Source organism: Conyzicola sp., assembly GCF_057073975.1.
Genome location: NZ_JBXMIS010000139.1, coordinates 1 through 26,211, shown reverse-complemented (window position 1 = coordinate 26,211; position 26,211 = coordinate 1). Strand labels below are relative to the sequence as shown.

At 67.5% G+C, this 26,211-nt stretch carries 29 protein-coding genes; 7 read left to right on the top strand and 22 right to left on the bottom strand.

The window, feature by feature from the left end:
* Positions 1 to 32: 32 nt before the first annotated feature.
* The 4 genes from AC14A7_RS12880 to AC14A7_RS12865 all read right to left on the bottom strand — a co-directional run bounded on the left by AC14A7_RS12880 (position 33) and on the right by AC14A7_RS12865 (position 2,611).
* Positions 33 to 1,013 (bottom strand): hypothetical protein, encoded by a 981-nt coding sequence (locus AC14A7_RS12880; RefSeq protein ID WP_484009675.1) that lies wholly within the window; start codon positions 1,011 to 1,013, stop codon positions 33 to 35.
* Positions 1,010 to 1,372, bottom strand: a complete 363-nt coding sequence (locus AC14A7_RS12875; RefSeq protein WP_484009673.1) for a PadR family transcriptional regulator — start codon at positions 1,370 to 1,372, stop codon at positions 1,010 to 1,012. Before AC14A7_RS12875 ends, AC14A7_RS12880 begins: the two co-directional genes overlap by 4 nt.
* Before the next feature lie 160 nt (positions 1,373 to 1,532).
* Complete coding sequence (locus tag AC14A7_RS12870) at positions 1,533 to 1,937, bottom strand: arsenate reductase ArsC (protein ID WP_484009671.1); 405 nt, start codon at positions 1,935 to 1,937, stop codon at positions 1,533 to 1,535.
* Between the two features lie 17 nt (positions 1,938 to 1,954).
* On the bottom strand, positions 1,955 to 2,611 hold the full coding sequence (locus AC14A7_RS12865) for an arsenate reductase/protein-tyrosine-phosphatase family protein (protein ID WP_484009669.1): 657 nt from the start codon (positions 2,609 to 2,611) through the stop codon (positions 1,955 to 1,957).
* A gap of 45 nt (positions 2,612 to 2,656) precedes the next feature.
* Between AC14A7_RS12865 and AC14A7_RS12860 the strand changes: the two genes are divergently transcribed.
* Positions 2,657 to 3,325, top strand: coding sequence for an aquaporin (locus tag AC14A7_RS12860; protein ID WP_484009667.1), 669 nt, complete (start codon positions 2,657 to 2,659; stop codon positions 3,323 to 3,325).
* A gap of 25 nt (positions 3,326 to 3,350) precedes the next feature.
* Entirely contained in the window at positions 3,351 to 3,986 is a 636-nt protein-coding gene (locus AC14A7_RS12855) for an NADPH-dependent F420 reductase (RefSeq protein WP_484009665.1), read from the top strand.
* Here AC14A7_RS12855 and AC14A7_RS12850 read toward each other — a convergent pair.
* Genes AC14A7_RS12850 through AC14A7_RS12820 form a run of 7 tightly spaced genes read right to left on the bottom strand, consistent with a single transcriptional unit; the run spans position 3,983 to position 11,985 of the window.
* Positions 3,983 to 4,393 carry a VOC family protein gene (locus AC14A7_RS12850; protein ID WP_484009663.1) on the bottom strand — a complete coding sequence of 137 codons (411 nt, stop codon included), beginning with the start codon at positions 4,391 to 4,393 and terminating at the stop codon, positions 3,983 to 3,985. The genes AC14A7_RS12855 and AC14A7_RS12850 overlap by 4 nt on opposite strands.
* Positions 4,390 to 5,070: a response regulator gene (locus AC14A7_RS12845; RefSeq protein ID WP_484009661.1), complete on the bottom strand. Its 681-nt coding sequence runs from the start codon at positions 5,068 to 5,070 to the stop codon at positions 4,390 to 4,392. The genes AC14A7_RS12850 and AC14A7_RS12845 overlap by 4 nt, the downstream gene beginning before the upstream one ends.
* The gene (locus tag AC14A7_RS12840; RefSeq protein WP_484009659.1) at positions 5,067 to 7,556 is read right to left on the bottom strand and encodes a DUF4118 domain-containing protein; all 2,490 of its coding nucleotides are present in this window, start codon (positions 7,554 to 7,556) and stop codon (positions 5,067 to 5,069) included. The genes AC14A7_RS12845 and AC14A7_RS12840 overlap by 4 nt, the downstream gene beginning before the upstream one ends.
* A gap of 7 nt (positions 7,557 to 7,563) precedes the next feature.
* On the bottom strand, positions 7,564 to 8,157 hold the full coding sequence (gene kdpC / locus AC14A7_RS12835) for a potassium-transporting ATPase subunit KdpC (RefSeq protein WP_484009657.1): 594 nt from the start codon (positions 8,155 to 8,157) through the stop codon (positions 7,564 to 7,566).
* 14 nt (positions 8,158 to 8,171) lie between these two features.
* Positions 8,172 to 10,223, bottom strand: coding sequence for a potassium-transporting ATPase subunit KdpB (gene kdpB, locus AC14A7_RS12830; RefSeq protein WP_484009655.1), 2,052 nt, complete (start codon positions 10,221 to 10,223; stop codon positions 8,172 to 8,174).
* Positions 10,224 to 10,225: 2 nt separating this feature from the next.
* A complete protein-coding gene (gene kdpA, locus AC14A7_RS12825) occupies positions 10,226 to 11,899 on the bottom strand; it encodes a potassium-transporting ATPase subunit KdpA (RefSeq protein ID WP_484009653.1) in 1,674 nt (557 codons plus the stop codon).
* Positions 11,899 to 11,985, bottom strand: coding sequence for a potassium-transporting ATPase subunit F (locus AC14A7_RS12820; protein ID WP_484009677.1), 87 nt, complete (start codon positions 11,983 to 11,985; stop codon positions 11,899 to 11,901). Before AC14A7_RS12820 ends, kdpA begins: the two co-directional genes overlap by 1 nt.
* 236 nt (positions 11,986 to 12,221) lie before the next feature.
* On the opposite strand from AC14A7_RS12820, the gene AC14A7_RS12815 reads away from it, so the two are divergent.
* Positions 12,222 to 14,207, top strand: a complete 1,986-nt coding sequence (locus AC14A7_RS12815) for an APC family permease (protein ID WP_484009651.1) — start codon at positions 12,222 to 12,224, stop codon at positions 14,205 to 14,207.
* Here the strand turns inward: AC14A7_RS12815 and AC14A7_RS12810 are convergent, their stop codons facing one another.
* The gene (locus AC14A7_RS12810; RefSeq protein ID WP_484009649.1) at positions 14,208 to 15,149 is read right to left on the bottom strand and encodes an NAD(P)/FAD-dependent oxidoreductase; all 942 of its coding nucleotides are present in this window, start codon (positions 15,147 to 15,149) and stop codon (positions 14,208 to 14,210) included.
* 66 nt (positions 15,150 to 15,215) lie between these two features.
* Here AC14A7_RS12810 and AC14A7_RS12805 point away from each other — a divergent pair, with 66 nt between their 5' ends.
* Positions 15,216 to 15,788: a helix-turn-helix domain-containing protein gene (locus AC14A7_RS12805; RefSeq protein ID WP_484009647.1), complete on the top strand. Its 573-nt coding sequence runs from the start codon at positions 15,216 to 15,218 to the stop codon at positions 15,786 to 15,788.
* 18 nt (positions 15,789 to 15,806) lie between these two features.
* Here AC14A7_RS12805 and AC14A7_RS12800 read toward each other — a convergent pair whose 3' ends face one another.
* The 5 genes from AC14A7_RS12800 to AC14A7_RS12780 all read right to left on the bottom strand — a co-directional run bounded on the left by AC14A7_RS12800 (position 15,807) and on the right by AC14A7_RS12780 (position 18,423).
* Complete coding sequence (locus AC14A7_RS12800; protein WP_484009645.1) at positions 15,807 to 16,187, bottom strand: DUF7882 family protein; 381 nt, start codon at positions 16,185 to 16,187, stop codon at positions 15,807 to 15,809.
* Between the two features lie 69 nt (positions 16,188 to 16,256).
* Positions 16,257 to 16,586: a hypothetical protein gene (locus AC14A7_RS12795; protein WP_484009643.1), complete on the bottom strand. Its 330-nt coding sequence runs from the start codon at positions 16,584 to 16,586 to the stop codon at positions 16,257 to 16,259.
* A gap of 76 nt (positions 16,587 to 16,662) precedes the next feature.
* Positions 16,663 to 17,382 carry an ANTAR domain-containing protein gene (locus AC14A7_RS12790; RefSeq protein ID WP_484009641.1) on the bottom strand — a complete coding sequence of 240 codons (720 nt, stop codon included), beginning with the start codon at positions 17,380 to 17,382 and terminating at the stop codon, positions 16,663 to 16,665.
* Positions 17,379 to 18,089 carry a GAF and ANTAR domain-containing protein gene (locus tag AC14A7_RS12785; RefSeq protein WP_484009639.1) on the bottom strand — a complete coding sequence of 237 codons (711 nt, stop codon included), beginning with the start codon at positions 18,087 to 18,089 and terminating at the stop codon, positions 17,379 to 17,381. Before AC14A7_RS12785 ends, AC14A7_RS12790 begins: the two co-directional genes overlap by 4 nt.
* A gap of 82 nt (positions 18,090 to 18,171) precedes the next feature.
* Entirely contained in the window at positions 18,172 to 18,423 is a 252-nt protein-coding gene (locus AC14A7_RS12780) for a hypothetical protein (RefSeq protein WP_484009637.1), read from the bottom strand.
* Positions 18,424 to 18,782: 359 nt separating this feature from the next.
* Here AC14A7_RS12780 and AC14A7_RS12775 point away from each other — a divergent pair, with 359 nt between their 5' ends.
* Positions 18,783 to 19,217 carry a MarR family winged helix-turn-helix transcriptional regulator gene (locus tag AC14A7_RS12775; protein ID WP_484009635.1) on the top strand — a complete coding sequence of 145 codons (435 nt, stop codon included), beginning with the start codon at positions 18,783 to 18,785 and terminating at the stop codon, positions 19,215 to 19,217.
* Positions 19,218 to 19,226: 9 nt separating this feature from the next.
* Complete coding sequence (locus tag AC14A7_RS12770; RefSeq protein WP_484009633.1) at positions 19,227 to 20,567, top strand: cryptochrome/photolyase family protein; 1,341 nt, start codon at positions 19,227 to 19,229, stop codon at positions 20,565 to 20,567.
* Here the strand turns inward: AC14A7_RS12770 and AC14A7_RS12765 are convergent.
* Complete coding sequence (locus tag AC14A7_RS12765; protein ID WP_484009631.1) at positions 20,540 to 21,166, bottom strand: NAD(P)H-dependent oxidoreductase; 627 nt, start codon at positions 21,164 to 21,166, stop codon at positions 20,540 to 20,542. The two genes, AC14A7_RS12770 and AC14A7_RS12765, sit on opposite strands and share 28 nt — an antisense overlap.
* Positions 21,167 to 21,211: 45 nt before the next feature.
* On the opposite strand from AC14A7_RS12765, the gene AC14A7_RS12760 reads away from it, so the two are divergent.
* On the top strand, positions 21,212 to 21,640 hold the full coding sequence (locus AC14A7_RS12760; protein ID WP_484009629.1) for a MarR family winged helix-turn-helix transcriptional regulator: 429 nt from the start codon (positions 21,212 to 21,214) through the stop codon (positions 21,638 to 21,640).
* Here the strand turns inward: AC14A7_RS12760 and AC14A7_RS12755 are convergent.
* The 4 genes from AC14A7_RS12755 to AC14A7_RS12740 form a co-directional block, all read right to left on the bottom strand.
* Entirely contained in the window at positions 21,637 to 22,869 is a 1,233-nt protein-coding gene (locus AC14A7_RS12755; protein ID WP_484009627.1) for an ROK family transcriptional regulator, read from the bottom strand. The two genes, AC14A7_RS12760 and AC14A7_RS12755, sit on opposite strands and share 4 nt — an antisense overlap.
* Positions 22,870 to 22,880: 11 nt before the next feature.
* A complete protein-coding gene (locus AC14A7_RS12750) occupies positions 22,881 to 24,434 on the bottom strand; it encodes a glycoside hydrolase family 5 protein (protein ID WP_484009625.1) in 1,554 nt (517 codons plus the stop codon).
* Positions 24,435 to 24,443: 9 nt separating this feature from the next.
* Positions 24,444 to 25,298 carry a carbohydrate ABC transporter permease gene (locus tag AC14A7_RS12745; RefSeq protein WP_484009623.1) on the bottom strand — a complete coding sequence of 285 codons (855 nt, stop codon included), beginning with the start codon at positions 25,296 to 25,298 and terminating at the stop codon, positions 24,444 to 24,446.
* On the bottom strand, positions 25,288 to 26,211 hold a 924-nt coding region (locus tag AC14A7_RS12740), incomplete at its 5' end, for a carbohydrate ABC transporter permease (protein ID WP_484009621.1). The genes AC14A7_RS12745 and AC14A7_RS12740, both read right to left, overlap by 11 nt.

The following is a 26,211-nucleotide window of genomic DNA, read 5'->3' as shown; positions in this document are numbered from 1 at the left end:
CCCCCCCCCCCCCCCCCCCCCCCGACTCGTTGCTAGTCGGCCCTGTAGGTCTCGAGCGACTCCCGCTCCGCGTCGCCGAGCGGCCCGTAGCCGATGAGGTGTCGCACCGATTCGAACGGTGGAGTCGCTGGTCGACGGTCGGCATCGGGGGCAACGCCGTATCCGTCCTCCGAGATGCCGTTGCTCGATATGTACTCGAGCGGGTAGACGTTCCATCCAGCACCGTCTCCTACGTCGTCGCTCGGCACAAGGTAGCGCTCAGGATCCGACTCATCCCAGAAATACCCTTGGTCTTCTGTCGCCGCATGGAGTGGATTGCCGGTCTGGTCGAAGAGCTGCACATCTGCAAGTGGCTCGCCGTGGGCGTCGTAGGCAAAGATGTTCGACACGGGGTCGCCGTTCATGAGGAGTCCCCCCGGTATGTAGTCGCCCGGGTTGATCTCGAAAGTCAGGCGCGAGAGTACGTTGGACGTGAGCATGGGGGTGAGCAGTAGCGCGAGAGCGCTAACGACAATCACGGCCCCGCGGGACCAGCCCCAGGGCAACCAGCGCCCCCGCCCCCACTGCACGCTCGTCACCAATAGCCCGATGAGGAGCGGCACACCCCAACTGCTCTGAGGCAGGAATGATTGCCCCTCGAGCAGGTAGAAGATCGCCCAGCCGCGAGTCAGCCACCACACCGGTCGCAGAGACACGAAGAATCCGACCACCTCTGCCACGACGGGGTGCGCGAACAGCGGCGCGACCCGCGACCGCAGGTCGGCGAGGTTGGCCCGCACGTTGTCGCTGACAGTCGCGCGGCGGGGAGCTTCGAGGCCGGCCGCGGCGCGGAGCTCAGCCGCGTATGCGGAGGGGTCGCCCAGCTCGGCTCCGTCGCTGAGCTTGTCGGCGAGATCCGCCTCGAGGCCGTCGGTGAGCTCGTCGACGGTCTCGGCGCCGAGATCGAGGAGCGAGCGGCGCACGGCTGACGCGAAGTCTGCGACGGCCGGGTTCACATCCAGTGTTGTTGTCATGCTCTCTCCCCAATCGCTCGAACGCGCGGTGTGCGCTTTGTCGTCTCCCCCAGCAGCCCGGACATGACGCCCGCGAACTGCTCCCAGCTGGTGCGGTGTTCCGCGAGCATGCGGCGCCCTTCAGCGTTCATGCCGTAGTACTTGCGGTGCGGGCCGTCCTCCGACGGCACGACGTAGCTCGTGAGCATGCCGGCGGAGTACAGGCGTCGAAGCGTTCCGTACACCGAAGCGTCGCCGACCTCGTCGATGCCCGCCGCGCGTAGGCGGCGCACGATGTCGTAGCCGTAGCCGTCCTCGTCCTTGATGACGGCGAGCACGGCGACGTCGAGCACGCCCTTGAGCAGTTGTGTCGTATCCATGCGGCCCCTTCCGGTGCAGTGTTCAGCACACTACTCCGTTTAACGCAGTACCACGCGAGGCACGCATGCGGCGTGCCGTGGCCGATCTCGCGGCCGACTTGTGCGAAATCCTCCTTCAGCGCATGGCGGAAGGAGGATTTGGCGCAACTCGGGGGCGGGGCTACGCCGGCAGCAGCTCTGCGAGCAGCGCCTGGATGCGGCGCTTGATGTCGTCGCGCACCTCGCGCACCGTCTCGATGTCTTTGCCCGCCGGGTCGACGAGCTCCCAGTCCTCGTAGCGCTTGCCGGGGAAGATCGGGCAGGTGTCGCCGCAGCCCATGGTGATGACGACATCCGACTCCTTGACGGCCTCGACCGTGAGGATCTTGGGCGTGTTGTTCGAGATGTCGATGCCCTCCTCAGCCATGGCAGCGACGGCGATCGGGTTGATCTGGTCTTTCGGCTCTGAGCCGGCCGAGAGCACCTCGACGCGACCGCCGCTCAGGGCGGTCATGTAGCCGGCGGCCATCTGCGAGCGGCCGGCGTTGTGCACGCACACGAACAGGACGGAGGGGGTGGATGACATTGGTCTGCTTTCGTAGGTCAGGCTGCGGTGATTCGGGGAACGGTGGCGAGCACGCGCCGCTGGATCTCGGCGAACGCGACCTCGAACGCCTCCGGGGTCGCCGGTCGCACCGGATCGGCAACCGACCAGTGCGCCTGCGGGCGGATGGCGAGCTCCTCGCGGGCGTTGTCGCACACGGTGATGACGACGTCGCCGTCGCGAAGGAGGCCGTCGAGGCTGCGGGGGGCGGCATCCGTGACGTCGAGTCCGTTGGCTCGCGCGACCGCAACCGCGCCGGGAGCGACGCGCTCTGCCGGGTGCGTGCCGGCCGAGGTAGACGGGATGCTGCTGACGGAGCTCCACAGGAGCGACGCGAGCTGCGAGCGAGCGGAGTTGGCCGTGCAGACGAAGACGACGCGACGGGCGGTGATGGCGGTGGTGGCGAAGTCGAGAGCGGCAGGGGCGAGCCCGACGTAGCTGCGTCGGCGGTCGGCTTCGGAGCGGTGGCGGTGCACGAGCCCTGCCTGCTCGAGAACGCGAAGGTGGTGGGCAAGAAGGTTCGAGGGCACGCCGAGCGCGAGCTGCAGCTCCGTCGAGGTGCGGTCGCCGAGCGCGACGAGGTCGATGAGCTGCAGGCGCGTGGGGTCAGCCAGCGCAGAGTGCAGCCGCACTCGTTCGTTTAGCTCAATGATCATCGAGGCAAGTTTGACTGAGCTATCGCGATACGTCAAGCTGGCACCATGACGACCTCCCTCGCCCGCCGTGCCGCCGTCGAGCTCGTGGGAGCTGCCGGCCTCGCGGCAGCGGTTGTCGGCTCCGGCATCGCCGCGACGCGACTGAGCGATGACGTCGGTGTGCAGCTGCTCATCAATGCGATCGCGACGGTCTTCGCCCTGTTCGCGCTCATCACCGTGCTCGGCCCGCTCAGCGGCGCGCACCTGAATCCCGTTGTCTCGATCATCGACGCGATCGACGGCCGCATGCGGCGGCGCGACGTGCTCGCCTACGCTCTTGCGCAGGTGATCGGGTGCACGGCCGGCGCCATCCTGGCCAACCTCATGTTCGGGGCTGCGGTCGTGAGCATCAGCACGACCGACCGCGTCTCCCCCGGCCACCTGCTCGCCGAGGTGGTCGCCACCGGCGGCCTCGTCTTCGTGATCTTCGCCCTGGTACGCACCCAGCGCACTGCCGTGATCGCACCGGCGGTCGCCGTCTATATCGGTGCGGCCTACTTCTTCACCAGCTCGACGAGCTTCGCCAACCCGGCCATCACCATCGGCCGCATGGTCAGCGACAGCTTCGCTGGCATCGCCCCGGCATCCGCTCCCGCCTTCATCGCTGCCCAGCTGGTCGGCGCCGGGCTCGGCTACCTGGCAGTTCGCCTGCTCGTGCCGACGCAGGAACAATAGGGTCAGCTCTCCGGTTACTTCACCCATGACAACAATCGGAATCATCGGAGCAGGGCACATCGGCAGCCAGGTGGCACGGGCGGCAATCGCCGCTGGCTACGACGTGGTGATCAGCAACTCGCGCGGGCCGGAGTCGCTCGAGCCGCTCGTTGCAGAGCTCGGCCCGTCGGCCAGAGCCGCCACGCCTGCCGAGGCGGGCGCCGCTGGCGACGTCGTTCTTGTGAGTGTGCCGTTGCACGCGCTCTCTGCGATTTCCGTCGCTCCCCTGGCCGGCAAGGTCGTTCTCGAGACCAACAACTACTACTTCGAGCGCGACGGTCGCATCGAGGCGCTCGACCGCGCCGAGGTGACAGTGAGCGGGATGCTGCAGCAGCACCTGCCAGAATCGCGCGTCGCGAAGGCCTTCAACCACATCGGCTCAGCGGACATCACGACCGATGGCTCCCCGGCGGGAACGGCGAACCGCCGCGCCCTCGCCACCGCGAGCGACCACGATGACGCTGCTGCGCTCGTCACTGCTCTCTACGACGAGTTCGGGTTCGACACCGTCAACGTCGGACCGCTCTCGGAGAGCTGGCGCGTCGAGCGCGACCAGCCAGCCTATGGGGTGCGCCAGAACCGCGAGGAGCTCGTCGCCAACCTCGCGAAGGCCACTCGCTAGGGCGCAGCCGGTCGATCGAGCTCCTGGAACACGGTGATCTCGAGGCCGGCGGGGGCCTCGAGGCGGGCGTTGAGGGAGTGCCACGGTGTTTCTCGCGGCGACGCTATGAGTCTCGCTCCGGCATCCTCTAGCCTCGTCGTCACGCCTGAGGCATCGGTGACCTCGAAGGCGATGCGGATGTGCGGGGCGGTGTGCCCATCGGTCTCGACGGCGTCGATCATGCGCCGCTGCGCGGGGTTGGCGATCTCGAGCGTCGCACGGCCAGCATCGAGGATCGTGACCTCGGCACCTCCGTCGCCGCTGAACGACTCTTCCTCTGGCAGGCCGAGCGTGTCGCGGTAGAACGCGACGGCGCGCTCGTAGTCCTCGGCCTCGACGACGACGCGCAACTGCAGTACTGGTTTCATGAGCCGAGCGTAGTAAACCGGTATCCCATGCCGGCCTCGGTGAGCAGGTATCGGGGCTGGCCCGGGTCTGGCTCCAGCTTCTTGCGCAGCTGCGAGAGGTAGAGCCGGAGATAGCCGGTGTCGGTGGTGTACTGCGGACCCCAGACCTCGGTGAGCAGGGTCTCGCGGGTGACAAGCCGGTCGTGATTGCGCAGCAGCACGTCGAGCATGCGCCACTCCGTCGGGGTGAGGCGCACGGGTGCGCCCGCCCGGGTCACCGCCCGGGCGGTGAGGTCGACGGTGACATCGCCGAAGGTGACAACCGGATCCTCGGTAGCGGCCGGAGTGCGGCGGGAGAGTGCTCGAACACGCGCCAGCAGCTCGTCGGCGGAGAAGGGCTTGGTGACGTAGTCGTCGGCGCCCGCGTCGAGCGCCTCGACCTTGTCCCAGCTCTCACTGCGCCCGGAGACCACGAGAATGGGGATCTGGGTCCAGCCGCGCAGCGCCTCGATCACCTCGATGCCGGTGAGCCCCGGCATGCCGAGGTCGATGACGACGATGTCGGGGCGTGTGCGAATGGCGGTCTCGAGAGCCGCGCGACCGTCGGCAGCCGTCTCGACCTCGTAGCCACGGGCGGTGAGGGTGATGCGAAGCGCGCGCAGCATCTGCGGGTCGTCGTCGGCAATGAGCACCCTCATGCGTGCACCGGCAACTCGATGACCATGGTGAGCCCTCCCCCGGGGGTGTCCTCGATCTCGATCGTTCCGCCCATGGCCTCGACGAATCCCTTCGAGAGGGAAAGGCCGAGACCGACTCCGGTCGTGTTGTCAGTGTCGCCGAGTCGCTGAAACGAGACGAACGCCCCATCGCGCCGATCACGCGGGATGCCAGGGCCCGTGTCGATCACGCACAACTGCACGTGGTCGCCGAACTCGCTCGTCGACACGATGGGGGGCTCGCCGTGAGGCGAGAAGCGCAGCGCGTTGGCGAGCAGGTTGACCAGCGCGCGCTGCAGCAGCACGGGGTCGGCCGTGACCGCTCGCGTCTCGGCAAGCTCAAGCCGAACCGCCCCAGGGGCAAGCGACAGCTCGTCGAGTGCCCCGAGTACGAGCTCGTCGACCGCGACCGCCTCCAGCGCGACCCCGAGCACGCCGGCCTGCAGCCGGCTCGCGTCGAGCAGCTTGGTCACGAGATCGGCCAGCTGCTCGAGGCTCACTTCCGCCGCTTCGAGAAGCTCGTGCTCATCGGCTTCGCTCAGGGTCACCTCGGCGGAGCGAAGCGACGTGACTGCCGCGGTGGCGGCGGCGAGTGGCCGGCGGAGATCGTGCCCGATTGCGGCGAGAAGTGCAGTTCGAAGTCGGTCGGCCTCGGCAACCGGTCGCATTCGATCCGCCTCGGTGGCGAGGGTGCGCTGGTGCAGCGCACCCTCGATCTGCGAGATGAATGCAGAGAGGATGCGGCGGTCTGCCTCGAGCAGCGCGCGGCCGCGAAGCACCAGCTCTGCCTTCTCTCCCACCGGGACCCGAGTCTCGGCAACGCCCGTCGCGGGTTCGTCACCCGATGTGTAGGCGAGGGCGGTGTACAGCAGCTCGCCGTCGACACGCAGCTCAGCGGTCGCCATTCCAAAGGTCTCGCGCAAGCGTGAGACGAGCGCCTCAAGGGCGTCGCCGCCCTGCAGCACACTGCCGGCGATGTTCGCGAGCGTCTCGGACTCTGCCATCGCCCTCGCCGCCAGTCGTGAACGACGAGCAGCCTGGTCGACCACGATGCTGACCAGCACCCCGATCACCACGAAGATCACCAGCGCGAGCAGGTGCAGGGGGTCGGCGATCGTTACTTTGTAGAGCGGTGCGACGAAGAAGAAGTCGAGCACGAGCCCTGCGCCGACCGCCGACACCAGGGCTGGCCAGATTCCGCCGACGAGCGAGACGATGACAACCAGCAACTGGAACACCATGACATCGGTGGTGATGGTGCCGTCGTCGCGGAACGGCCACAGTGCGATGGTGATCGCGGGAAGCCCAAGAACGGTGAGGATGAAGCCGGCGATCCGGCGTCGAGCAGACAGCGCCCCTCCCCTCGCTGGCAGCGCCCGCGACCCCGCCTCGGAGTGCGACACGATGTGCACGTCGATGTCGCCCGCCTCGCGGATAACGGTCGCTGCCGTTCCCGGCCCCGTCAGCAGTCGCGTCAGCGCGCCCCGTCGACTGACGCCGACCACGAGCTGGGTCGCGTCGACCGAGCGGGAGAAGTCGACGAGAGCGCGGGGAATCTGATCGGCGACTACGTGGTGGTACGACCCGCCGAGCGTCTCGGCGAGCGTCTTCTGTGCGGCAAGCACCCCGGGGTTGGTCTCTGCCAGACCATCGGAGGTCGTCACATGAACGGCGAAGAGCTCACCCCCGCTCGAGCGCGAGGCGATCCTCGCGCCGCGGCGCAGCAGGGTCTCACCCTCTCGGCCGCCGGTCAAAGCGACGACGACGCGCTCGCGTGCGTTCCAGGTGGCGGCAATGCCCTTCTCTGCGCGGTACTGCCGAAGCGCTGAGTCGACCTCGTCGGCGAGCCAGAGCAGCGCCAGCTCCCGCAGGGCGGTGAGGTTGCCGAGTCGAAAGTAGTTGCTGAGCGCGGCGTCGACGCGTGCCTCTGGGTACACGAGTCCCGCAGAGAGGCGGTCTCGCAGCGCTTGAGGGGCGAGGTCGACGAGCTCGACCTGGTCCGCACTGCGCAGCACCGCATCCGGAATCGTCTCGCGCTGCACGACGCCCGTGATCTGGTGCACAACGTCGTTGAGTGACTCGATGTGCTGGATGTTGACCGTCGAGATCACTTCGATCCCCGCGTCGAGCATCTCGTCGACATCCTGCCAGCGCTTGAGGTTTCTCGAGCCGGGAGCGTTGGTGTGGGCGAGCTCGTCGACGAGGGCGATGCCGGGGTGGCGGGCGAGCACCGCATCGAGGTCGAGCTCCTCGAGGGTGACACCCCGGTGCTCCACCGAACGTCGAGGTATCAGCGGAAGACCGTCGACAAGGGCAGACGTCGCCTGCCTGCCATGCGCGTCCACGACGGCGATGACGACGTCGCTGCCGTCGGCGGCAAGTCTCCTGCCCTCTTCGAGCATCGCGAAGGTCTTGCCGACGCCGGGAGCTGCCCCGAGCATCACCCGAAGTCGCCCCCTGGCTGTCATTGCCTCATCATCCCAGCTTCGCGAGCGCGATGTTGAGCTCGAGCACGCTCACCCGGGGCTCGCCGAGGTAGCCGAGATCGCGACCCTGCTCGAGCGAGTCGACGAGCTCGCCAACGACCGACTCGTCAAGCCCGCGGGCTTCCGCGATGCGCGGCACTTGAAGCCGGGCGTACGCAGGGCTGATGTGCGGATCGAGACCAGAACCGGATGCCGTGACGGCGTCTGCGGGAATCGTGCTGAGATCCACGCCCTCGAGCTGCGCGATCGCGGCCTGCCGCTCGCCGATCGCGGCAATGAGGTTGGCGTTCTCGGGGCCGTAGTTCGACCCGCTCGAGGCAGACCCGTCATAGCCGGCGCCAGCGGCCGAGGGTCGCGATTGGAACCACTCCGGCATAGCGACCCCGTCGGCGTCGGTGAACGACTGTCCGATGAGCGTCGAGCCCACGACGTCGCCGTCGACCCGCACAAGGCTTCCGTTGGCGTTGGCGGGCATGGTCACCTGGGCGATGCTCGTGATCGCGAGGGGGTACGCGAGACCGAGCACGAGGGTGAGCACGAGGAGGGCACGAATTGCCGTCCAGGTCTGGCGAAACTGTCGCATGGTCGCTGCTTTCTCTAGAAACCGGGAATGAGTCTCACGACGAGGTCGATGAGCTTGATACCGATGAACGGGGCGATGAGACCGCCGAGCCCGTAGACGAGCAGGTTGCGGCCGAGCAGGCTGCTCGCGGCGACGGGGCGGTAGGCGACGCCGCGCAGCGCGAGCGGAATGAGCGCGACAATCACGAGCGCGTTGAAGATGATCGCGCTGAGAATCGCCGACGGTGCCGAATGCAGGCCCATGACGTTGAGCGCCGCGAGACCGGGCACCACTCCGGCGAACATCGCCGGAATGATCGCGAAGTACTTCGCGACGTCGTTGGCGATCGAGAAGGTCGTCAGCGATCCGCGGGTGATGAGCAGCTGCTTGCCGATTCGCACGACATCGATGAGCTTCGTCGGGTCGGAGTCGAGGTCGATCATGTTGCCAGCCTCCTTCGCCGCCGAGGTGCCTGTGTTCATGGCGACGCCGACATCGGCCTGGGCGAGGGCCGGGGCGTCGTTCGTGCCATCGCCCGTCATGGCAACGAGGTTGCCGCCCTCCTGCTCGCGCCGAATCAGTGCGAGCTTGTCTTCCGGCGTGGCCTCCGCGAGAAAGTCGTCGACGCCCGCCTCCCTCGCAATGGCCTTCGCCGTGAGCGGGTTGTCCCCCGTGATCATGACCGTGCGGATTCCCATGGTGCGAAGCTCGGCGAACCGCTGCGCGAGTCCCTCCTTGACGACGTCCTTGAGGTGGATGACGCCGAGCACACGAGTGGAGCCGCCAGCGTCGTGCGTGGCAACCACGAGCGGCGTTCCGCCCGCCTCGCTGACCGTTTCGACAATGCCGTCGAGGTCGTTCGGCACCTCGCTGGCCCACTGGGCGATCATGGACCCCGCGCCCTTGCGCACCTGGCTGCCGTCGACGAAGTCAAGCCCGCTCACGCGCGTCTGCGCGGTGAACGGCACGACGACGGCACCATCCGGCGCCTCATCGAGGTGGCCGAGCGACTCGGCGAGCGTGACGACAGAGGTGCCCTCGGGGGTCGGGTCGGAGAGCGATGCGAGTCGTGCCGCACGTGCAAGCTCGGCAGGCTCCACTCCCGCCACCGGGAGGAACTCCGTCGCCTGCCGGTTGCCGTAGGTGATGGTTCCGGTCTTGTCGAGAAGCAGGGTGGTCACGTCTCCCGCCGCCTCGACGGCTCGGCCCGACATCGCAAGAACGTTGTGCTGCACGAGCCGGTCCATGCCGGCGATGCCGATCGCACTCAGCAGTGCTCCGATCGTGGTCGGAATGAGGCAGACGAGCAGTGCGATGAGCACGGTGACGCTCACGGTGCCCCCGGCGTAGCCCGCCATCGGGTTGATCGTCAGCACGACGACGACGAAGACGATCGACAGGCTGGCGAGCAGGATGCTGAGAGCGATCTCGTTCGGCGTTCGCTGCCGCGACGCCCCCTCGACCAGCCGGATCATGCGGTCGACGAAGGTCTCTCCCGGGCGTGAGGTGATGCGCACGATGACGCTGTCGCTCAGCACCCGGGTTCCGCCCGTCACGGCACTGCGGTCGCCGCCGTGCTCCCTAATGACAGGAGCAGACTCGCCCGTGATGGCCGACTCGTCGACGGAGGCGATGCCCCACACGATGTCGCCGTCCCCCGGAATCAGCTCGCCTGCCGAGATGCGCACGAGGTCGCCGAGAACGAGGTCGGCAGACGAGACGTCGCGATAGTCGAGACCGTCGAGGTCGGCGATGCTCCGAATCTTGGCAGGGTCGACGGCAGAGGTGACCCGGTGCGCGATGGTCGAGGTGCGGGTGGCGCGAAGGCTCGCTGCCTGCGCCTTGCCCCGCCCCTCGGCAACCGACTCGGCAAGGTTGGCGAACAGCACGGTCACCCAGAGCCACGCCGCGATCGAGATCGAGAACGCGGGAGCGATGGATGGCGCCCCGGTGAGCGGTTCGACGATGGCGACAGCGGTGCTGAGCACGGCACCCGCCTCGACGACCAGCATGACCGGGTTGCGCCACATGAGCCGGGGGTCGAGCTTGCGGAACGCGCCGGGAAGCGCGGCGGTGTAGATGGACATGGTTACTGAAGCCCTTCCGCCAGGGGACCCAGCGCGAGTACGGGGAAGTAGGTGAGAGCAGAGACGATGACGACAGTGCCAGTGAGCAAGCCGACGAACTGCACCCTGTGGGTTGGAAGCGTTCCGGCCGTTGCCGGAACGGCATCCTTCGCGGCGAGCGAGCCTGCGAGGGCGAGCACGAACACGATCGGCAGGAGCCGGCCGAGGAGCATCGCGACGCCGAGAGCGGTGTTGAACCACGGAGTGTTGGCCGTGATACCCGCGAAGGCGGAGCCGTTGTTGTTGGCTGCGGAGGTGAACGCGTAGAGCACCTCGCCGAGGCCGTGCAGACCGGGGTTCCAGATGGAGGTGGCCTCGACATCCTCTCGCACCGCCGGTATCGCGAAGCTCAGGGCAGTGCCTGCCAGCACGAGGATCGGCGTTGTGAGGATGTAGAGGCTCGCCAGCTTGATCTCGCGCGCCCCGATCTTCTTGCCGAGGTACTCGGGCGTGCGACCGACCATAAGCCCGGCGATGAACACCGCGATGATCGCGATCACGAGAATCCCGTACAGCCCCGCGCCGACACCCCCGGGGGCGACCTCGCCGAGCATCATGTTTACGAGCGCCATTCCCCCGCCGAACGACGTGAAGCTGTCGTGCATCGAGTTCACTGCACCCGTCGAGGTGATGGTGGAGGTGGTCGCGAACAGCGTCGAGCCGAGGACGCCGAAGCGCGTCTCCTTGCCTTCCATGGCCGCGCCGGCGAGCTCTGGAGCCGTGCCGGCGCCAGCCAGCTCAGCCCATGTCATGAGGGACACGGACACGGTGAAGAGCAGTGCCATGACCGCGGCGATCGCGTAGCCCTGCCGGTGGTCGCCGACCATGCGACCGAAGGTGCGCGGCAGGGCGAAGGGGATCGCGAGCATGAGAATGATCTGCAGCATGCTCGTCCACGGTGCCGGGTTCTCGAAGGGGTGCGCGGAGTTGGCGTTGAAGAATCCGCCGCCGTTGGTGCCGAGAATCTTGATTGCCTCCTGCGAGGCAACTGGACCGCCGGGCACGGTGGCGGTGGATCCGGTGATCGTGGTGACATCCTGAAAACCGGCGAGATTCTGGATCACGCCGCCAGCAACGAGCACAATCGCCACCACCGCAGAGAACGGCAGCAGCACCCGCAGCACACCTCGAGTCAGGTCGACCCAGAAGTTGCCGATCGTGCCGGAACGTCGCGCCGCGATGCCGCGAATGAGCGCGACAGCCACGGCTAGACCGACCGCAGCAGAGAGGAAGTTCTGCACTGCCAGACCGAGCAGCTGCACGGAGTAGCCGAGTGTGGCCTCAGGCGAGTAGGACTGCCAGTTGGTGTTGGTGACGAACGAGATCGCAGTGTTGAACGCCAGGTGCTCGCTGGTCGACGGCAGATCGAGGGAGTACGGCAGCAGCGGCTGCAGTCGCTGCAGCGCGTAGACCAGGAGGATGCCGACAACGGAGAAGGCCAGCACGGCGCGGAGGTACGCCGGCCAGCTCTGACCAGACCCCGAGTCGACGCCGATGACACGGTAGAAACCGCGCTCGACCCGAAGGTCGCGGCGCGAGGTGTAGACGGTGGCGAGGTAGTCGCCGAGAGGACGGTAGAGCAGCGCGATGACGATGGCGATCGTCGCGAGCTGGGCGATGAAGAGCAGACCAGTCATCAGAATCGCTCCGGGCTGACGAGGGCGACGACGAGGTAGACGACGGCCGCGATGGCGGCGACCACCGCGACGATCTCAACGACCATCACAGCCGCTCCACCCCCTTGGCGACGAGGGCCACCAGCGCGGCGAGCGCGATGATGACGGCGACGAACAGAATGTCGAGCACAGCGGACTCCATCCAGTTGGGCGGTTCGCCGATCACGGGCTCCGTGACCAGCAGTGAGATTCAACGCCGCGGGGAATGGAGGTTGGCAACTCCTAACGTTTTCCTAACGCGAAAGGGCCTGACCCTAACGATCCACGCGAGTATTCTCGCTTGGTGCCCGCAGACCAGTCCTCTCACGCCATTCCGGAGTCGGTACGCCTCAGCCCCCGCAAGGGCGAGCCGAGCCGCCCCCTCGCCCGCTGGCTGCTGGCGAACCGCGTCGCGCCCGCTGGCCCTGAGTCGCCGGCGAGCCACGGGCAGACCCACTCGTGGTGGAAGGTCATGACGCTGACAGGTGTCGACTACTTCTCGACGCTGTCCTACCTTCCGGCCATCGCAGCTCTCGCGGCCGGGGCGCTGTCGCCGATTGCGACGCTGTTCATCGTCATCCTGACTCTCGGCGGCATGCTGCCCATGTACCGTCGGGTCGCCAAGGCGAGTCCCCACGGCCAGGGATCGGTCGCGATGCTCGAGAAGCTCCTGCCGTTCTGGCGGGGCAAGTTCTTCGTGCTGATCCTTCTCGGCTTCGTTGCCACCTCGTGGATCATCACCATCACGCTGTCGAGTGCTGACGCGACCGTGCACCTCATCGAGAACCCGCTCGCTCCGTCATGGCTCGAGGGCCAGAACGTTCTCGTCACGATCGGCTTCCTCGTGATCCTCGGAGGGGTCTTCCTCCTCGGCTTCAATGAGGCTGTCACCGTGGCGATTCCGCTGGTCACCGTCTTCCTCGCACTCAACGCAGTGGTCATCGGCGTATCGGTCGCGGTCATCATCGGCCACCCCGACGCCCTCGGTGACTGGATGTCGCGCCTGTTCGCGAGCGGAACGAACGTCGGCGACGTCGCGCGCACCGCCGTCTTCGCCTTCCCCCTTCTCGTGCTCGGTCTCTCTGGCTTCGAGACCGGCGTGAGCATGATGCCGCTCATCAAGTCGGAGGGGTTCACCGAGTACCAGGTGCTGCGCTCGCGCGTGCGCAACACCCGCTACCTGCTCACGACCGCCGCACTCATCATGAGCCTCTACCTGCTGACGACGACGTTCATCACCACTGTGCTGATTCCTGCGGCCGAGTTCGACGAGGGTGGTGAGGCGAACGGTCGGGCGCTCGCGTATCTCGCTCACCTGTATCTCGGCGAGGGCTTCGGCACCGCCTACGACCTCAGCAGCATCCTGATCCTCTGGTTCGCGGGGGCCTCCGCGATGGCCGGCCTCATCAACATCGTGCCGCGCTACCTTCCCGCCTACGGCATGGCCCCCGAGTGGAGCAGGGCAGTGCGCCCGGTGGTGATCGTCTACACCGTCATCAGCGTCATCATCACCATTGCGTTCGGTGCCGATGTCAACGCGCAGGCTGGTGCCTACGCAACGGGCGTGCTTGCCATGATGGTCTCCGGCGCGTTCGCCGTGACGGTGGCTGCTGTGCGCAAGCGCGAGCACGGTGCCTCCATCGGATTCTCGATCGTCACCATCGTGCTGCTCTACGCGCTCACCGCGAACATCATCGAGAAGCCCGACGGCATCGCGATCTCCGGCCTGTTCATCGCTGGCATCGTCACGGTGTCGCTCGTCTCGCGCATCTACCGCGCAACAGAGCTGCGGGTCGAGGCCATCGAGTTCAGCGAGACCGCGCGGCGCCTCATCGCCGAGGCCATCGAGTCCGACGGCGAGCTGCACATCATCGCCAACCGTCGCGAAAAGGGCTCAGAAGGCGAGTACACAGACAAGGAGCAATCCCAGCGCGGCATGAACCCGATCCCGGCGACGGCCAAGGTGCTGTTTCTCGAGGTCGAGATCGTCGACCCCTCGGCGTTCAGCCAGACACTCCAGGTGCGCGGCTACAACATCCACGGCCACCGGGTGCTCCGCGTCGAGAGCGCTGTCGTTCCCAACTCGATAGCGGCAGTACTGCTGGCGCTGCGCGATGCCACCGGAGTTCGGCCCAAGTGCTACTTCGAGTGGGCCGAGGGCAACCCCATCGCCTACCTGTTCCGCTACCTGCTGTTCGGTCGCGGCGACACCCCACCGCTCGTGCGCGAGATCCTGCGCGAGAACGAGAAGGACCCGACCCAGCGGCCCGCCATCCACGTTGGCGGGTAGCTAGACCGCGCTCCAGCTCGCCTCGGCGACCGCGCACACGGTGTCGGCCTCGATGAGGTCGGCGTTGATCGCCGCACCGGCGCTCGCCCCCGATGCGGCGGACTGCAGGATGCCGGCTGCCACGTCGACTGCGTTGCCAGCGACCCACACTCCCCGCGCCGCCGTAAGCCCCATGGCGTCGGCGGCAACCTGTCGCCCGATTCCGCGCGGGTGATCGACGAGCTCGACGCCGAGCGGCGAGAGCAGCCGGTGCCGGGAGACATAGGTCGGGCTCACGACGAGCACCCGGCGCGGCACCACCTCGCCGGCGACGACGCCAGAGAGTCGCCCGTCGGTGACGTCGAGCTCGGTGACCTCGCCCTCGATGACGCGGATGCCGCGGGCGTCCAGCCGCTCGCGTTCCTCTGCCGTCGGGGCGGGACCGGTGTGCTGGAAGAGCACGATGTCATCGCTCCACTGCCGCCACATGAGCGCCTGCACGACGGCGTGCGCACTCGTGCCGAGCACGCCGATGGGCTGATCGCGCACCTCCCACCCGAAGCAGTAGGGGCAGTGCACCACGTCACGGCCCCACAGCTCGGCCAGACCTGGCAGGTCTGGCAGCTCGTCGACGAGCCCGGTCGTGACGAGCAGGCGCCGCGCGGTCCAGGCGCCATCGGCTGTTGACACGCGGTAGCCGCCGTCGACCGCCTCGATCGACTGCACCTCCCCGCTGACGACCTCGTTGCCATACGCGCGCACCTCTGCCGCCCCGAGCTCGGTCATCTCGAGCGGCGTCGAGCCGTCGCGCGTGAGGAACCCGTGCGTATGGCCGGCGGGAAGATTACGGGGGGAGCCGGCATCGATAACGAGCACCGAGCGCCTCGACCTGCTGAGCGTGAGGGCACCACCGAGACCGGCGACGCCTCCTCCGATAACGATCACGTCGACGTCTGTATTCATGCCTCCATCCTGTGCGCGCTCGCCGTTGCCTGGCAATGACCCTTGCCGAAATGGCAAAATGGATGGATGCCAGACCCCGTCCTCGCGTCCGTCGGCCCCCGACTGCGAGCGATCCGCTCGCGCCGCTCGCTCACGCTCGAGCAGCTCGCCGCCCGCACCGGCATCTCGACGAGCACGCTCTCCCGGCTGGAGTCGGGGCTGCGCAAGCCGACACTCGAGCTGCTGCTGGCGCTCGCGCAGGAGCACCGGGTGCCGCTCGATGAGCTTGTGGGTGCGCCGGCTGTCGGCGACCCGCGCATCCATCCGCGATCCGTGCACCGCAACGGACGCACCTGGATAGAGCTCACCCGCAACCCCGACGGCTTCAACGCGTTCAAGGTCGTGCTTCCCGTGACCGGGCCAGCGCCGCGCAGCCAGCGCACGCACGACGGCTACGAGTGGCTCTACGTGCTGAGCGGCAGGATCAGGCTCGCCCTCGGCGACACCGACTTCGAGCTCGGCGCCGGCGAGGTGGCGGAGTTCGACACCGCCGACCCGCATGCGGTCACCAATGCGGGCGACTCCCCGGCAGAGCTGCTCATCATCTTCAGCCACAACGGCGAGCGGCTCCACATGCGCGAGACCGGCGGGGAAAGCTAGCTCGGGTGACGGGCCAGCTCAGGCGACGGGCTTCACCCGGGAGCCGGGTGCCGGCTTCGGCCGCACCTTTCCTGTGGCGACGTCGTGCTGGGCGGGAGACTCCGCGGTTGTTCCCTCGCGCATGACGAGCAAGCCGCGCGTGCTGTTGGCCGAGAGCATGAGCTGGTCGACCCAGTCCTGGTTGATTGCCGGGCTCTTGCTGCCAGAGAACTTGAAGTAGAGGGTCTGCGTCGGATGAACCCAGATGGAGCTGTGCCCCTCGCCCGTCTCCGGGGAGTCGCGCCACGACATGAGGAAGCTCTCCCCACGTCGAAGCTTCTGCACGATCACGATCTGCAGATGGGCGAGAAGCCGATCGTCGAACTCGACGAGCACTCCGTCGTATTGCAGGGTTCCCACGCTGATGCTCCCGTCTAAGCGAGGCTCTGCGACGATCATCCCACTAACACGGCGTCGGCTCAATAGCAACTACATCTCTGGCCACTGCATGCGGTCGATGTCGTCGTCGTTGAACTCCCGGCCGTGGGGCAGCACTCGCGCGGCCCGCGTGTAGAGCTCGAGCACGGTGGCGATGTCCTCGGTCTCTTCTCCATCGAGATGGGAGGAGACGGCCACGACCCCGGCACGCCATCCAATGGTCAGTCGTGCCCGCTGGGTGACCACGCCGACCACGACCGGGATGTCGACGATGTCGATCGTTCCGACGCGCGTGAGCACGCGGGAGTAGTGGCAGACCGCATCGGCGATCTCATCGCCAGTGCGGTACGCCGATCCGTCGTGGGTGATCAGCCGCTTCACGTGTTCCCCGGGGTCTGAGCATCAAGGTCAGAGCCGGGGTCTGGGGCGCTAGGTCAATTCTAAATCGGGAGACGGCTCAATCGGGAAGACTCAGCCGTCTCTCAACCAGATCGGCGGCGACGACGCTCAGCCTCAGCCGGTGGGATCGCGCGTAGTCGCGGATGAGGGTGAACGCCTCATCGACCGGAACGCCGCGCGTGTGGGAGACAACGCCCTTGGCCTGCTCGATGACGATGCGGCTCGTGAGGGCGACGCGCAGCTGCTCGGCGAGGATAGAGCTCTCTCGAATGGCGCGCTCGTGCAGGATGCCGATGGTCGCCACGTCGGCGAACGCCTTCGCTGCGACGAGGTCGTCTTCGTTGAGCAGTCCTACCGTGTCGCGCAGCAGGTTGAGGGTGCCGATGGTGGTCTCCCGTAGGCGCAACGGCAGCGCGTGAACCGACGCGAAGCCCTGATCCTGTGCCGCGCGGCGGAATGCGTCCCACTTCGCGGGAGTATCGGACAGGTCCGCGATCGAGATGACGGTGCCGGTGACGAAGCTCTCGATGCACGGCCCGGCCTCGGCGCTGAGCTGCATCATCTCGACGAGCCGACTCGACTCGCTGGTCGATGCAACCACCTCCAGCTCACCCGAGTCGTCGGCGAGCAGGATTCCGGCAGCCGTCGTGTCGAGCAGATCGCGGCAGCTGTCGACGAGCGTCTGCAGCAGGTCGACCACGTCGTAGTCGGCGACGAGTGTGTCGGCGAGCGTCGCGAAGGTGCTGAGCAGGCGGGCCTCCTTGGTCGGTTCGGTCATTCGCTCATCTCGATCCCGGAGGCGCCGTTGGTGAACGTCATCGATCCGTTGAGGATCTCGGTGGCGATGTCCATCATCGATCGGCTCGAGGCGAAGGCCTGCCCCTGGATGACCAGCAGCGCATCGCTTGCAGAGATGTTGAGCTGTGCAAGCACGACACCGGTCGCCTGGTGCACGAGACGGCGGGAGTAGGCGTTGCCCTGGTCTTCGAAGTCCTCGCCGATCTCGCTGAGGGCACGCCGAAGCACGTGCCCGGCAACGACGTTCGCGAGCGCGCCGGCCTGGCGCACCTGCAGCCCGCTGAACTGCACAGGAGACAGGGAGTAGAGGTCGACCGCCCCGATGCGAAGGGATCCAACGATCAGGGGGAAGGCGAAGATAGAGGAGACGTTCTGCTGGGTTCCCGCAACGGCGAAGGCCGGCCAGACCGACGCGCCCCGGCCAGGGAGGTCTGGCTCGAGCACCGCCTGAGCAGTGCGAACCGCGTCCCAGCACGGGCCCTCGCCGAGGTCGAACTGCAGCTCGTCGAGCCGGGCGGCGCGGGTGTCGCTCGCGACGATGGTCTGCGTGCCGAGCAGCTCGCCGAGCGTCGAGACAGCGGCTCCGGAGATGGGCAGGGTGTCGATGAACGGCGCGCAGTACTCATCGGGCGAGTCACCCCCGCCGCTGAGTGCAGCGATCGCACTCGCAAAGTCACCGCCGGTCACCCTCGCGCTCCCATCCATCCGGTCTGTGTTGTCTACGAAACTACCAGCCAGAGGCGCCGCGCCGTCGGAGCGGTGCCTCTGCTCAGGAGGCCATGGCGCGATCGCGAAGGTAGCCGATGCACTCGGCGAAGTCCCGCCGGTGCACCGGCTCGTGCGGCTCGGCGAGGCAGGTCACCTCGAAGCCGTCGCCGTCGCGCTGCACGAATCCGAGCACGCAGGCCGCGTCACCCGGTGGGATGCGCGCGTCGCTGATGCGCCACTCGTGGTCGGAGATGTCGACCACCTCGATGGCGGGAACGGTCGGGGGGCCAGCGGGAACCACGATGTGTCTCACCCTTCTATCCCAGCACCGGGGGTAGGGCGTTCAAGGGGGTTGACGGGCGGGAGGAGTCGTGTTCTCTGGGCAGAATCGCCCGTATTTTCAACGCCCAACAAACTCCCAGAAAAATAACGTTTCGATAACTAGCGCCCGTTACCTTCTCGTTATATATTCGTTCTCAGCGGAAGTTGTTTGCTGTGGCAACTGATGCGGAATGTGATTGCAGGACACTCTTGGTGCAAGGGAGAGGGTCGGATTCTTGCCTTGGAATCCGACCCTCAATCCTGTTTAAGGCCCCGGGGTAGTCGAATCGTTCCACCGTCATTTGACGAGATGATTTCACGTGTGTCATTGCGCATGCATAGAGTTGCACCGTGAGTGAGAAGTCGCTGGCTGTCGATGCTTGGGAAGCACTGTTCCGCGCCCAGGTCACTGTGCTGCGCCAGCTCAACACGGAGTTCCCCAGCAGCGAGCTCTCGCTCAACGAGTACGACGTGCTGTTCAACCTCTCGCGGCAGGATGGGCGGCGTCTTCGCCTGCGCGATCTCAACCGCCACCTGCTGCTGACCCAGCCGAGCGTGAGCCGCCTGGTCGACCGCCTGGTGCAGCGAGGACTCGTGGTCAAGGAGAGCGATCCCGGTGACGGGCGCGGCACGGTCGTCTGCCTCACCGACGACGGGTACGCGCTGTTCAAGCGCGTCGCCGTGCTGCACGCCGAGTCGATTCGCAAGCATGTCGGCGGGGTGCTCTCACCCGACGAACTGCGCCAGCTCGCTGCTCTCAGCGACAAGCTCAGACTCGGCAACTAGCCTTCGAGCATGACCACTCTCGTCTGGCTGCGCGACGACCTGAGGGTCGAAGACAACCCTGCTCTGCACGCGGCATGCGAGCGCGGTGGGCCGATTGCGGTGCTATACCTGCTCGACGAGGTCAGCCCGGGCATCCGGCCGCTCGGCGGCGCGAGTAGGTGGTGGCTGCACCACAGCCTCGCCTCGCTCGCTGCGTCGATCGAGCGGCTCGGCGGCTCGCTCACCGTGCGCGAGGGTGCGGCAGCAGAGGTCGTGCCGGCGGTGGTCGCCGAGGCGGGCGCCGACGCCGTGTACTGGAACCGCCGCTACGCAGCGGTGCGAAACACGGATGCCGCCCTCAAGTCCCAGCTGCGCGCGACGGGCACCGAGGTCGAGAGCTTCCAGTCGAGCCTCCTGTTCGAGCCGTGGACCATCACCACCGGCGACGGCAACCCGTTCAAGGTGTTCACCCCGTTCTGGCGCGCGTGCCTCGACCGCGGCGTGCACCGCGCGCCGCTGCCCGCGCCGACCTCGCTCGCGGGGCCGCGCCTGCCGAGCGACCAGCTCGACCTGCTGCCGACCCGGCCCGACTGGGCTGGCGGTCTGCGCGATACCTGGACCCCTGGCGAGCCGGCCGCCCTCGAGGCGCTCGAGCGCTTCGTGGCCGATCGGCTGCAGGACTACCACTTGCGCGACCAGCCCGGCATCGACGCGACGAGCGGCCTGAGCCCGCGTCTGCGCTTCGGCGAGCTCAGCCCGCTGCAGGTGTGGCACCGCGTCGAGCACGGCACGCTGGGCGGGGCCGCGCGCGCGAACGCCGCCAAGTTCCTCAGCGAGGTGGGGTGGCGCGAGTTCAACTGGAGCATCCTGTTTCAGAACCCGCGGCTGCACGAGCTGAACTACCGCCGCGAGTTCGACGCGTTCGAGTGGGAGCCGCACACCGAGCAGGTGGAGGCGTGGCAGCGAGGCCGCACCGGCATCCCGCTCGTCGACGCGGGTATGCGCGAGCTGTGGCACACCGGCTCGATGCACAACCGGGTACGCATGGTCGCGGCGAGCCTGCTCGTGAAGAACCTGCTCGTCGACTGGCGGGTGGGCGAGGCGTGGTTCTGGGACTGCCTCGTCGACGCCGACGAGGCCAGCAACCCGGCCAACTGGCAGTGGGTGGCCGGCAGTGGGGCTGACGCCGCGCCGTACTTTCGCATCTTCAACCCCCTGCTGCAGGCGCAGAAGTTCGACCCGCACGGCGACTACCAGCGGCGCTGGGTGCCGGAGCTCGGCACGGTCGACTACCCGGAGCCGACCGTCGACCTCGCGTCCTCCCGACGCGAGGCCCTCGAGCACTACGAGGCGGTCAAGGCAGCGAAGTAGCGCTCGACCTTTCGCAGCTGGGCGGCTCGCCAGTCTGCGGAGCGCTGCGCCGGCCCCTCGAAGGAGAACCACCGCAACCGACGGATTCCGATGAGCCCGAAGGTGCCGCGGAACAGGATGCGGTGGCCAGGCCGCGCAAACCACCACCGGTAGAGCGAGAACCGCGTCGTCATCGGCGTGAGCACTGTGACCCCGCTGAGGCGCGTGAGCGTGCGCACCAGCGCGCCGCCGGGCCTCGGCTCCTCGAAGGCGAAGCCCTTGGTGAGCACGCGGTCGAGGAAGCCCTTGGTACTGGCCGGCATCGACATCCACCAGGTCGGGAAGACGAAGAGCACGTGGTCGGCCGCCGCGAGGCGCTGCTGGTAGCCCGCGACGACGGGGCCGACCGCGGCACCCGTTCTCCACGCGACGAGGTCGGTGCGGCTCATGACGGGATCGAACCCGTCGACGGCGAGGTCGATGACGTCGAGCGTGTGCCCCGCCGCCTCGAGCCCTCGCGCGGCGGCGGCGAGGAGCGCGGCGGAGAAGCTCCTCTCGTGCGGCACGTCGTCGTGGGACGCGGAGGTATACGGGTGGTCGAAGACCGCGAGTACGTTCATTGCGCAACCGTTGCATGCACAACCGTTGCGTGTCAAACTATGAGAATGACCACGCAGGCCGACGACATCACCGAGCTGTGGCTGCTCGCCCGACGCACCACGGCCGCCCTCGAGCGCCGGGGCGAGGCAGAGCTGCAGTCGAGGCTCGGCCTTTCCCTCTCGCAGTTCGCGCTGCTCAGCACCCTCGACGCGCACGACTGCGACCTCAACCAGCAGGAGGCGGCCGACCTGCTCGGCCTCACCAAGGGAAGCGTGAGCCGCCAGGTCGAGTCGGCGGTCGCAGCAGGGCTGCTCGAGACGGCGGCCCGTGGGTCGTCCCGTCGGGAGAAGGTGCAGCAGCTCACGCCCGCGGGGCGGCGGGTGCTGCGCGAGGCCTACGGCATCCTCGGCTCCATCGCTCCAGAGAGCGCAGCAGCGCGAGCCACGGCGGCCGTCGCGCTCGCCGAGGTGCTGGCGGCGCTCGACGCGACCTAGGAGGTAGCGCGGCGCGGCGCCACGAGCAGCGCCTCGAGCGGCATCATCGCGGCTCCGAGAGCGACGGTGTCTCCCCCGAATCGGCACGCCTGCAGGTCGAACTGCGAGCCGGGCCGATCGAGCGCCTCCGCGCGGATCGCCGCCTCCACCCGGTCGGAGAGCGACTCCATGAAGCGCAGCCCGACCCAGCCGCCGATGACGACGCGCTCTGGATTGGTGAGGTTGACGAGCCCGCCGAGGGCAGAGCCGAGGGTGGCAACGAGCTCCTCGACGACGCCGACGGCGACCGGGTCTCCCGCCTTCTCCTTCTCGAGCAGCTCGCCGATGGCGCGCCATCCGGAGCCCTCGAAGACCCCTCCGGCCTCACGCCACGCAGAGAGGATCGCGTCGGCCCCGAGGTAGGCCTCCACGCAGCCGTGGCCTCCGCAGCGGCACAGTCGACCGCCGCGCTCGATCTTGAGGTGGCCCCACTCGCCGGCACTGCTCGTGAGGCCCCTGGCGAGCTCCCCGCCGCTGATGATTCCGAGGCCGACGCCGCGGCCGAGCATCACGACAAGCGCCTCGTCGATTCCGCGTACCGAGCCGTCCCACATCTCAGCCATGGCCTGGGTCTTCGCGCCGTTCTCTGCGAAGACGGGCATGTCGTGGGTGATGAGCCTTGCGACCGGAATGGGCGGCCAGCCGAGGCTCTGGGCGTAGAGCACCTGGTTGCCCTCGGCATCCGTCTCGACGATGCCGGGTAGGCCGAGACCGAGGCCGACGACCTTCGGCCAGGCCTCTGGATTGCGGTCGCGCAGTGCGTTGAGTGCCTCGTCGAGGTCGAGGGCGATGGCCTCGATCGGCTCGCCCTCACGCCCGCCGTGAAACTCGCGGTCGACGCGCGTCATCGACAGGTCGAAGAGCTCGACGGCGACGCCGCGCTCACCGACGTCGGCACCGAGAAAGTAGGCGCCGGTCGGGTTGGGGGCAAGCAGGGTGACCGGCCGACCGCCGCTCGAGGCGACGGACCCCGCCTCCATGATGAGGCCTTCGGAGATCAGCTCTGACACGAGGTTGGTGACAGAGGCGACAGAGAGCCCGGACGACCGCGCCAGCTCTGCACGCGACGTCTGGCCAGTCAGAATGACCGTTCGCAGCGCCTGCGTGCGGTTGCGCTGGCGTACGTCGCTGACGGTGGCGGGAGCGGTGTTCACCGCGCCCGACCGGCTCAACACGCTCCGCCCGCTCATGGGGACTGAACCTACCAAGTCCCGCCCGCGTTCGACGGGATGACCCGCGAAATGCTGGTGGGGGATGTGGCGGTGACGCGGATTCCGCGCGGCGTCGTCGTGACAGCGGCAGCGGCATCCAGCCCGGCGAAGTCGACCACGCGGGCGCCGGTCGCACCGACGACCTCGAACTCGAGCCAGTCGCCGGCGCCGAGCTCGACCACGAGCTCCTCGCTCGGCCGGTAGGCCCGGCCGTCGGACTGCTCGAACGGGTTAGCTGGGTTCTCGCCATCGCGGGCCCAGCGCATGACGACGGCGTCGTCTGCGCGAATGCCCTCGATGGGGGCAGAGAGCGCACTCGAGTACGACTCGCCCGCACCGCGGTAGCCGAACCCCCAGGCGGGGATCACCGTCGGGTGCTCTGCGAGCAGGGCGGCGACGACGGCCGGCTGCCAGCGGCAGTTCTCGATGAGCATCGCCTCGAGCAGGTCGTCGAGCACGCGACCGGCCTCCTCCGGCGAGATCGCGCTGCGGTCGTCGATGCTCGCCACCACGCGGTCCCAGCCGGCCGGCGGGTCGATCGAGACCGGCGACGTGCGGGTGTCGATCTTCTTCCACGGCCAGAAGTTCCAGCCGATGCCGTGGCTCTCGTAGAGCCGGTGGGCCGTGTAGATCCACTCGAGCGTGTTCTCCCCACCCTCCCCCATGTAGATGGGAAGGCCGAGCCGGTCGCGGGCTTCGAGGAACTGCGCGATGGTGGCGTTGTCGGGCGACGACCAGTACTTGTGGAACTGCAGGAGCGAGTTCGCATCCCACACCTCGGTAAATATCGACCAGTTCGTCGCCCAGTGCGAGCCCTCGTAGACGATGAGGTGCTGCTGGTCGATGGCGCGGATCTCCCGGGTGAGCTCACGGTAGAGGTCGGCAAGCTCTGCCGCGTAGGTGTGCTGCCACTCGTTCGGCAGCGGCTCGTTGAGCAGGTCGTAGCCGAGCACGACGGTCTCGTCGCGGTAGCGGGTCGCCAGGTCGCGCCACAGCCGCAGGGTGAGCTCGCGGTAGTGCGGCTGCATGAACAGCTCCGGCAGGTTGTTCGGTGAGTCGTCGATGTTCGTGCCGGTCTGGCCGCCCGGCGCGCCGTGCAGGTCGAGCAGCACCCACAGGCTGTGCTTCCTGCACCACTCGATGAGGCGGTCGATGAGCGCATAGCCGGCCTCGATCGGCTCGCCGTCCTCTGTCTGGATGATGCGGCTGTTGATAGGAAGCCGCACGTGGTCGAAACCGCTCGCTGCGATCCGCTCGATGTCTGCCTCGGTGATGAAGCTGTCGCGGAACCGGTGCCAGAACTCGTCCGCGCGCTCACGCCCGACGAGGCGCGACACGAGTGCCTCGATCTCGCGGGGCGACTCCGCGCCGGGGCCGAAGCGCCACATGTAGCCCTCTGGCAGCATCCAGTTGCCGAGTCCGACGCCGCGCAGCAGCAGCTCGCGGCCGCTGCCGTCGACGAGCGCCGTGCCGCTGGCGTGCACGAAGCCGTCGAAGGAGGCGGGCCGTCGGGCGAAGGTCGGTGCGGGGAGGAGGTTGGTCACGGTGATGCCTTACTTGAGTCCGGAGAGGGCGAAGCCCTGGATGACGTAGCGCTGGAAGACGATGAACACCGCGAGAATCGGCACCACCATGACCGCGGCGGCGGCCATCTGCAGCGATGGGTTGACGGCGAGCTGCTGGTTGAGCAGGGCGAGCCCGACAGAGAGCGTGTAGAGCTTCTGGTCGCTCGCGATGATGAGCGGCCAGAGGAAGCTGTTCCAGCCGGAGATGAAGGTGAGCACGATCTGCACGGCGAGGATCGGCTTCGACAACGGCAGCACGATCTGCCAGAAGGTGCGCAGCTCCCCCGCCCCGTCGAGCCGTGCTGCCTCGAGCATCTCGGTGGGGATCGTCGACATGAACTGGCGGAACAGGAAGATGCCGAAGCCGCTCACGAGCGTCGGCAGCGCGATGCCGGCGAGGGTGTTCGTCAGGTGAAGGCCGTTGAGGATGAGGTAGGTCGGGATCATCGTGACCTGGATCGGGATCATCATCGTCGCGAGCACGAGGAAGAACAGCCAGCGCCGACCGCGGAACTCGAACTTGGCGAAGGCGTAGCCTGCCATCGCCATGAACATGAGGCCGATGAAGCCGATGAGCACGACGCCGACGGTGTTGAGCAGGTAGCGGCCGAAGTCGAGCTCGGTGAAGAGTGTCACGAACCACTCGAGCGTCGGCTCCTGCGGCAGCAGTGTCGGCGGGTAGTCGATGGCCTCGCGCTGCGGCTTGAATGCGGTCGTCAGCATCCAGAAGAACGGGAATGCGGTGACGAGGGCACCGACACCGAGGGCAGCGCCGATCAGCACGATGAGGATGCGGCGGCGGCGGGCCAGCCCGCGGTCGCGCACCAGGGTGCTAGTACTCATCGTCGGCCCTTCGCACGCGCAGCTGGATGAGGGTGATCACGGCGATGATCGCGAACAGCACGATGGAGCCAGCGCTCGCGTAGCCGAACTGGTTGAGCCGGAACCCCTCCTTGTAGAGGAATATCGACGCAGAGGTCGTTGCCCCGAGCGGGCCGCCGTCGGTGAGCACGAACGGCTCGTCGAAGAACTGCAGCCACGCGATGGTCGTCGTGATCGACACGAAGAAGATCGCGAAGCGCAGCAGCGGGATCGTGACAGAGAACGTGGTGCGGGCAGAGCCTGCGCCGTCGAGGGCAGCAGCCTCGAGGTACTCCTTCGGCACCCCCTGCAGGGCAGCGAGGAAGATGATGATGTTGAGGCCGGTGCCGCGCCAGACGGCGACGAGGGCGACAGAGAACTTCGCGAGCACCGGGTCAGAAAGCCACTGCACCTGGGGAAGGCCGACGAGCGAGAGCAGGTGGTTGAGCAGGCCGAACTGGGTGTTGTAGAGGTAGCCCCACACGAGCGCGATCGCCACGATGGCCGTGATCGCCGGAATGAAGTAGAAGGCGCGAAGAGCCTTGAAGAACGGATGCTGGCTGCTGTTGAGCAGCAGCGCGACAGCCAGCGAGATCAGCACGATGGCCGGCACGCCGAACAGCGCGAAGATGCCGGTGTTGCCGATCGACTGCCAGAAGTCGGGATCGTTGACGAGCCTCGTGTAGTTGTCGATGCCGATGAAGTCGACGTTGTTCCAGTTGGCGAACGCCGAGATGTTCATGTTCGTCGTGCTGATGACGGCAGCGACGAGGATCGGGATGATGCCGAAGGCGATGAGCAGCAGCATCGCCGGGGAGACGAACAGATACGGGATGAGTCGGTTGCGCACCGTGCGCCTCCTTTCAGTGCGAGGGATGGTGGGGGCCGCCGGGTC

Coding starts and splice junctions, on each gene's coding strand:
- AC14A7_RS12880 (WP_484009675.1), bottom strand. CDS start 1,013: ATGACAACAACACTGGATGTGAACCCGGCCGTCGCAGACTTCGCGTCA.
- AC14A7_RS12875 (WP_484009673.1), bottom strand. CDS start 1,372: ATGGATACGACACAACTGCTCAAGGGCGTGCTCGACGTCGCCGTGCTC.
- AC14A7_RS12870 (WP_484009671.1), bottom strand. CDS start 1,937: ATGTCATCCACCCCCTCCGTCCTGTTCGTGTGCGTGCACAACGCCGGC.
- AC14A7_RS12865 (WP_484009669.1), bottom strand. CDS start 2,611: ATGATCATTGAGCTAAACGAACGAGTGCGGCTGCACTCTGCGCTGGCT.
- AC14A7_RS12860 (WP_484009667.1), top strand. CDS start 2,657: ATGACGACCTCCCTCGCCCGCCGTGCCGCCGTCGAGCTCGTGGGAGCT.
- AC14A7_RS12855 (WP_484009665.1), top strand. CDS start 3,351: ATGACAACAATCGGAATCATCGGAGCAGGGCACATCGGCAGCCAGGTG.
- AC14A7_RS12850 (WP_484009663.1), bottom strand. CDS start 4,393: ATGAAACCAGTACTGCAGTTGCGCGTCGTCGTCGAGGCCGAGGACTAC.
- AC14A7_RS12845 (WP_484009661.1), bottom strand. CDS start 5,070: ATGAGGGTGCTCATTGCCGACGACGACCCGCAGATGCTGCGCGCGCTT.
- AC14A7_RS12840 (WP_484009659.1), bottom strand. CDS start 7,556: ATGACAGCCAGGGGGCGACTTCGGGTGATGCTCGGGGCAGCTCCCGGC.
- kdpC (WP_484009657.1), bottom strand. CDS start 8,157: ATGCGACAGTTTCGCCAGACCTGGACGGCAATTCGTGCCCTCCTCGTG.
- kdpB (WP_484009655.1), bottom strand. CDS start 10,223: ATGTCCATCTACACCGCCGCGCTTCCCGGCGCGTTCCGCAAGCTCGAC.
- kdpA (WP_484009653.1), bottom strand. CDS start 11,899: ATGACTGGTCTGCTCTTCATCGCCCAGCTCGCGACGATCGCCATCGTC.
- AC14A7_RS12820 (WP_484009677.1), bottom strand. CDS start 11,985: ATGGTCGTTGAGATCGTCGCGGTGGTCGCCGCCATCGCGGCCGTCGTC.
- AC14A7_RS12810 (WP_484009649.1), bottom strand. CDS start 15,149: ATGAATACAGACGTCGACGTGATCGTTATCGGAGGAGGCGTCGCCGGT.
- AC14A7_RS12805 (WP_484009647.1), top strand. CDS start 15,216: ATGCCAGACCCCGTCCTCGCGTCCGTCGGCCCCCGACTGCGAGCGATC.
- AC14A7_RS12790 (WP_484009641.1), bottom strand. CDS start 17,382: ATGACCGAACCGACCAAGGAGGCCCGCCTGCTCAGCACCTTCGCGACG.
- AC14A7_RS12770 (WP_484009633.1), top strand. CDS start 19,227: ATGACCACTCTCGTCTGGCTGCGCGACGACCTGAGGGTCGAAGACAAC.
- AC14A7_RS12765 (WP_484009631.1), bottom strand. CDS start 21,166: ATGAACGTACTCGCGGTCTTCGACCACCCGTATACCTCCGCGTCCCAC.
- AC14A7_RS12760 (WP_484009629.1), top strand. CDS start 21,212: ATGACCACGCAGGCCGACGACATCACCGAGCTGTGGCTGCTCGCCCGA.
- AC14A7_RS12755 (WP_484009627.1), bottom strand. CDS start 22,869: ATGAGCGGGCGGAGCGTGTTGAGCCGGTCGGGCGCGGTGAACACCGCT.
- AC14A7_RS12745 (WP_484009623.1), bottom strand. CDS start 25,298: ATGAGTACTAGCACCCTGGTGCGCGACCGCGGGCTGGCCCGCCGCCGC.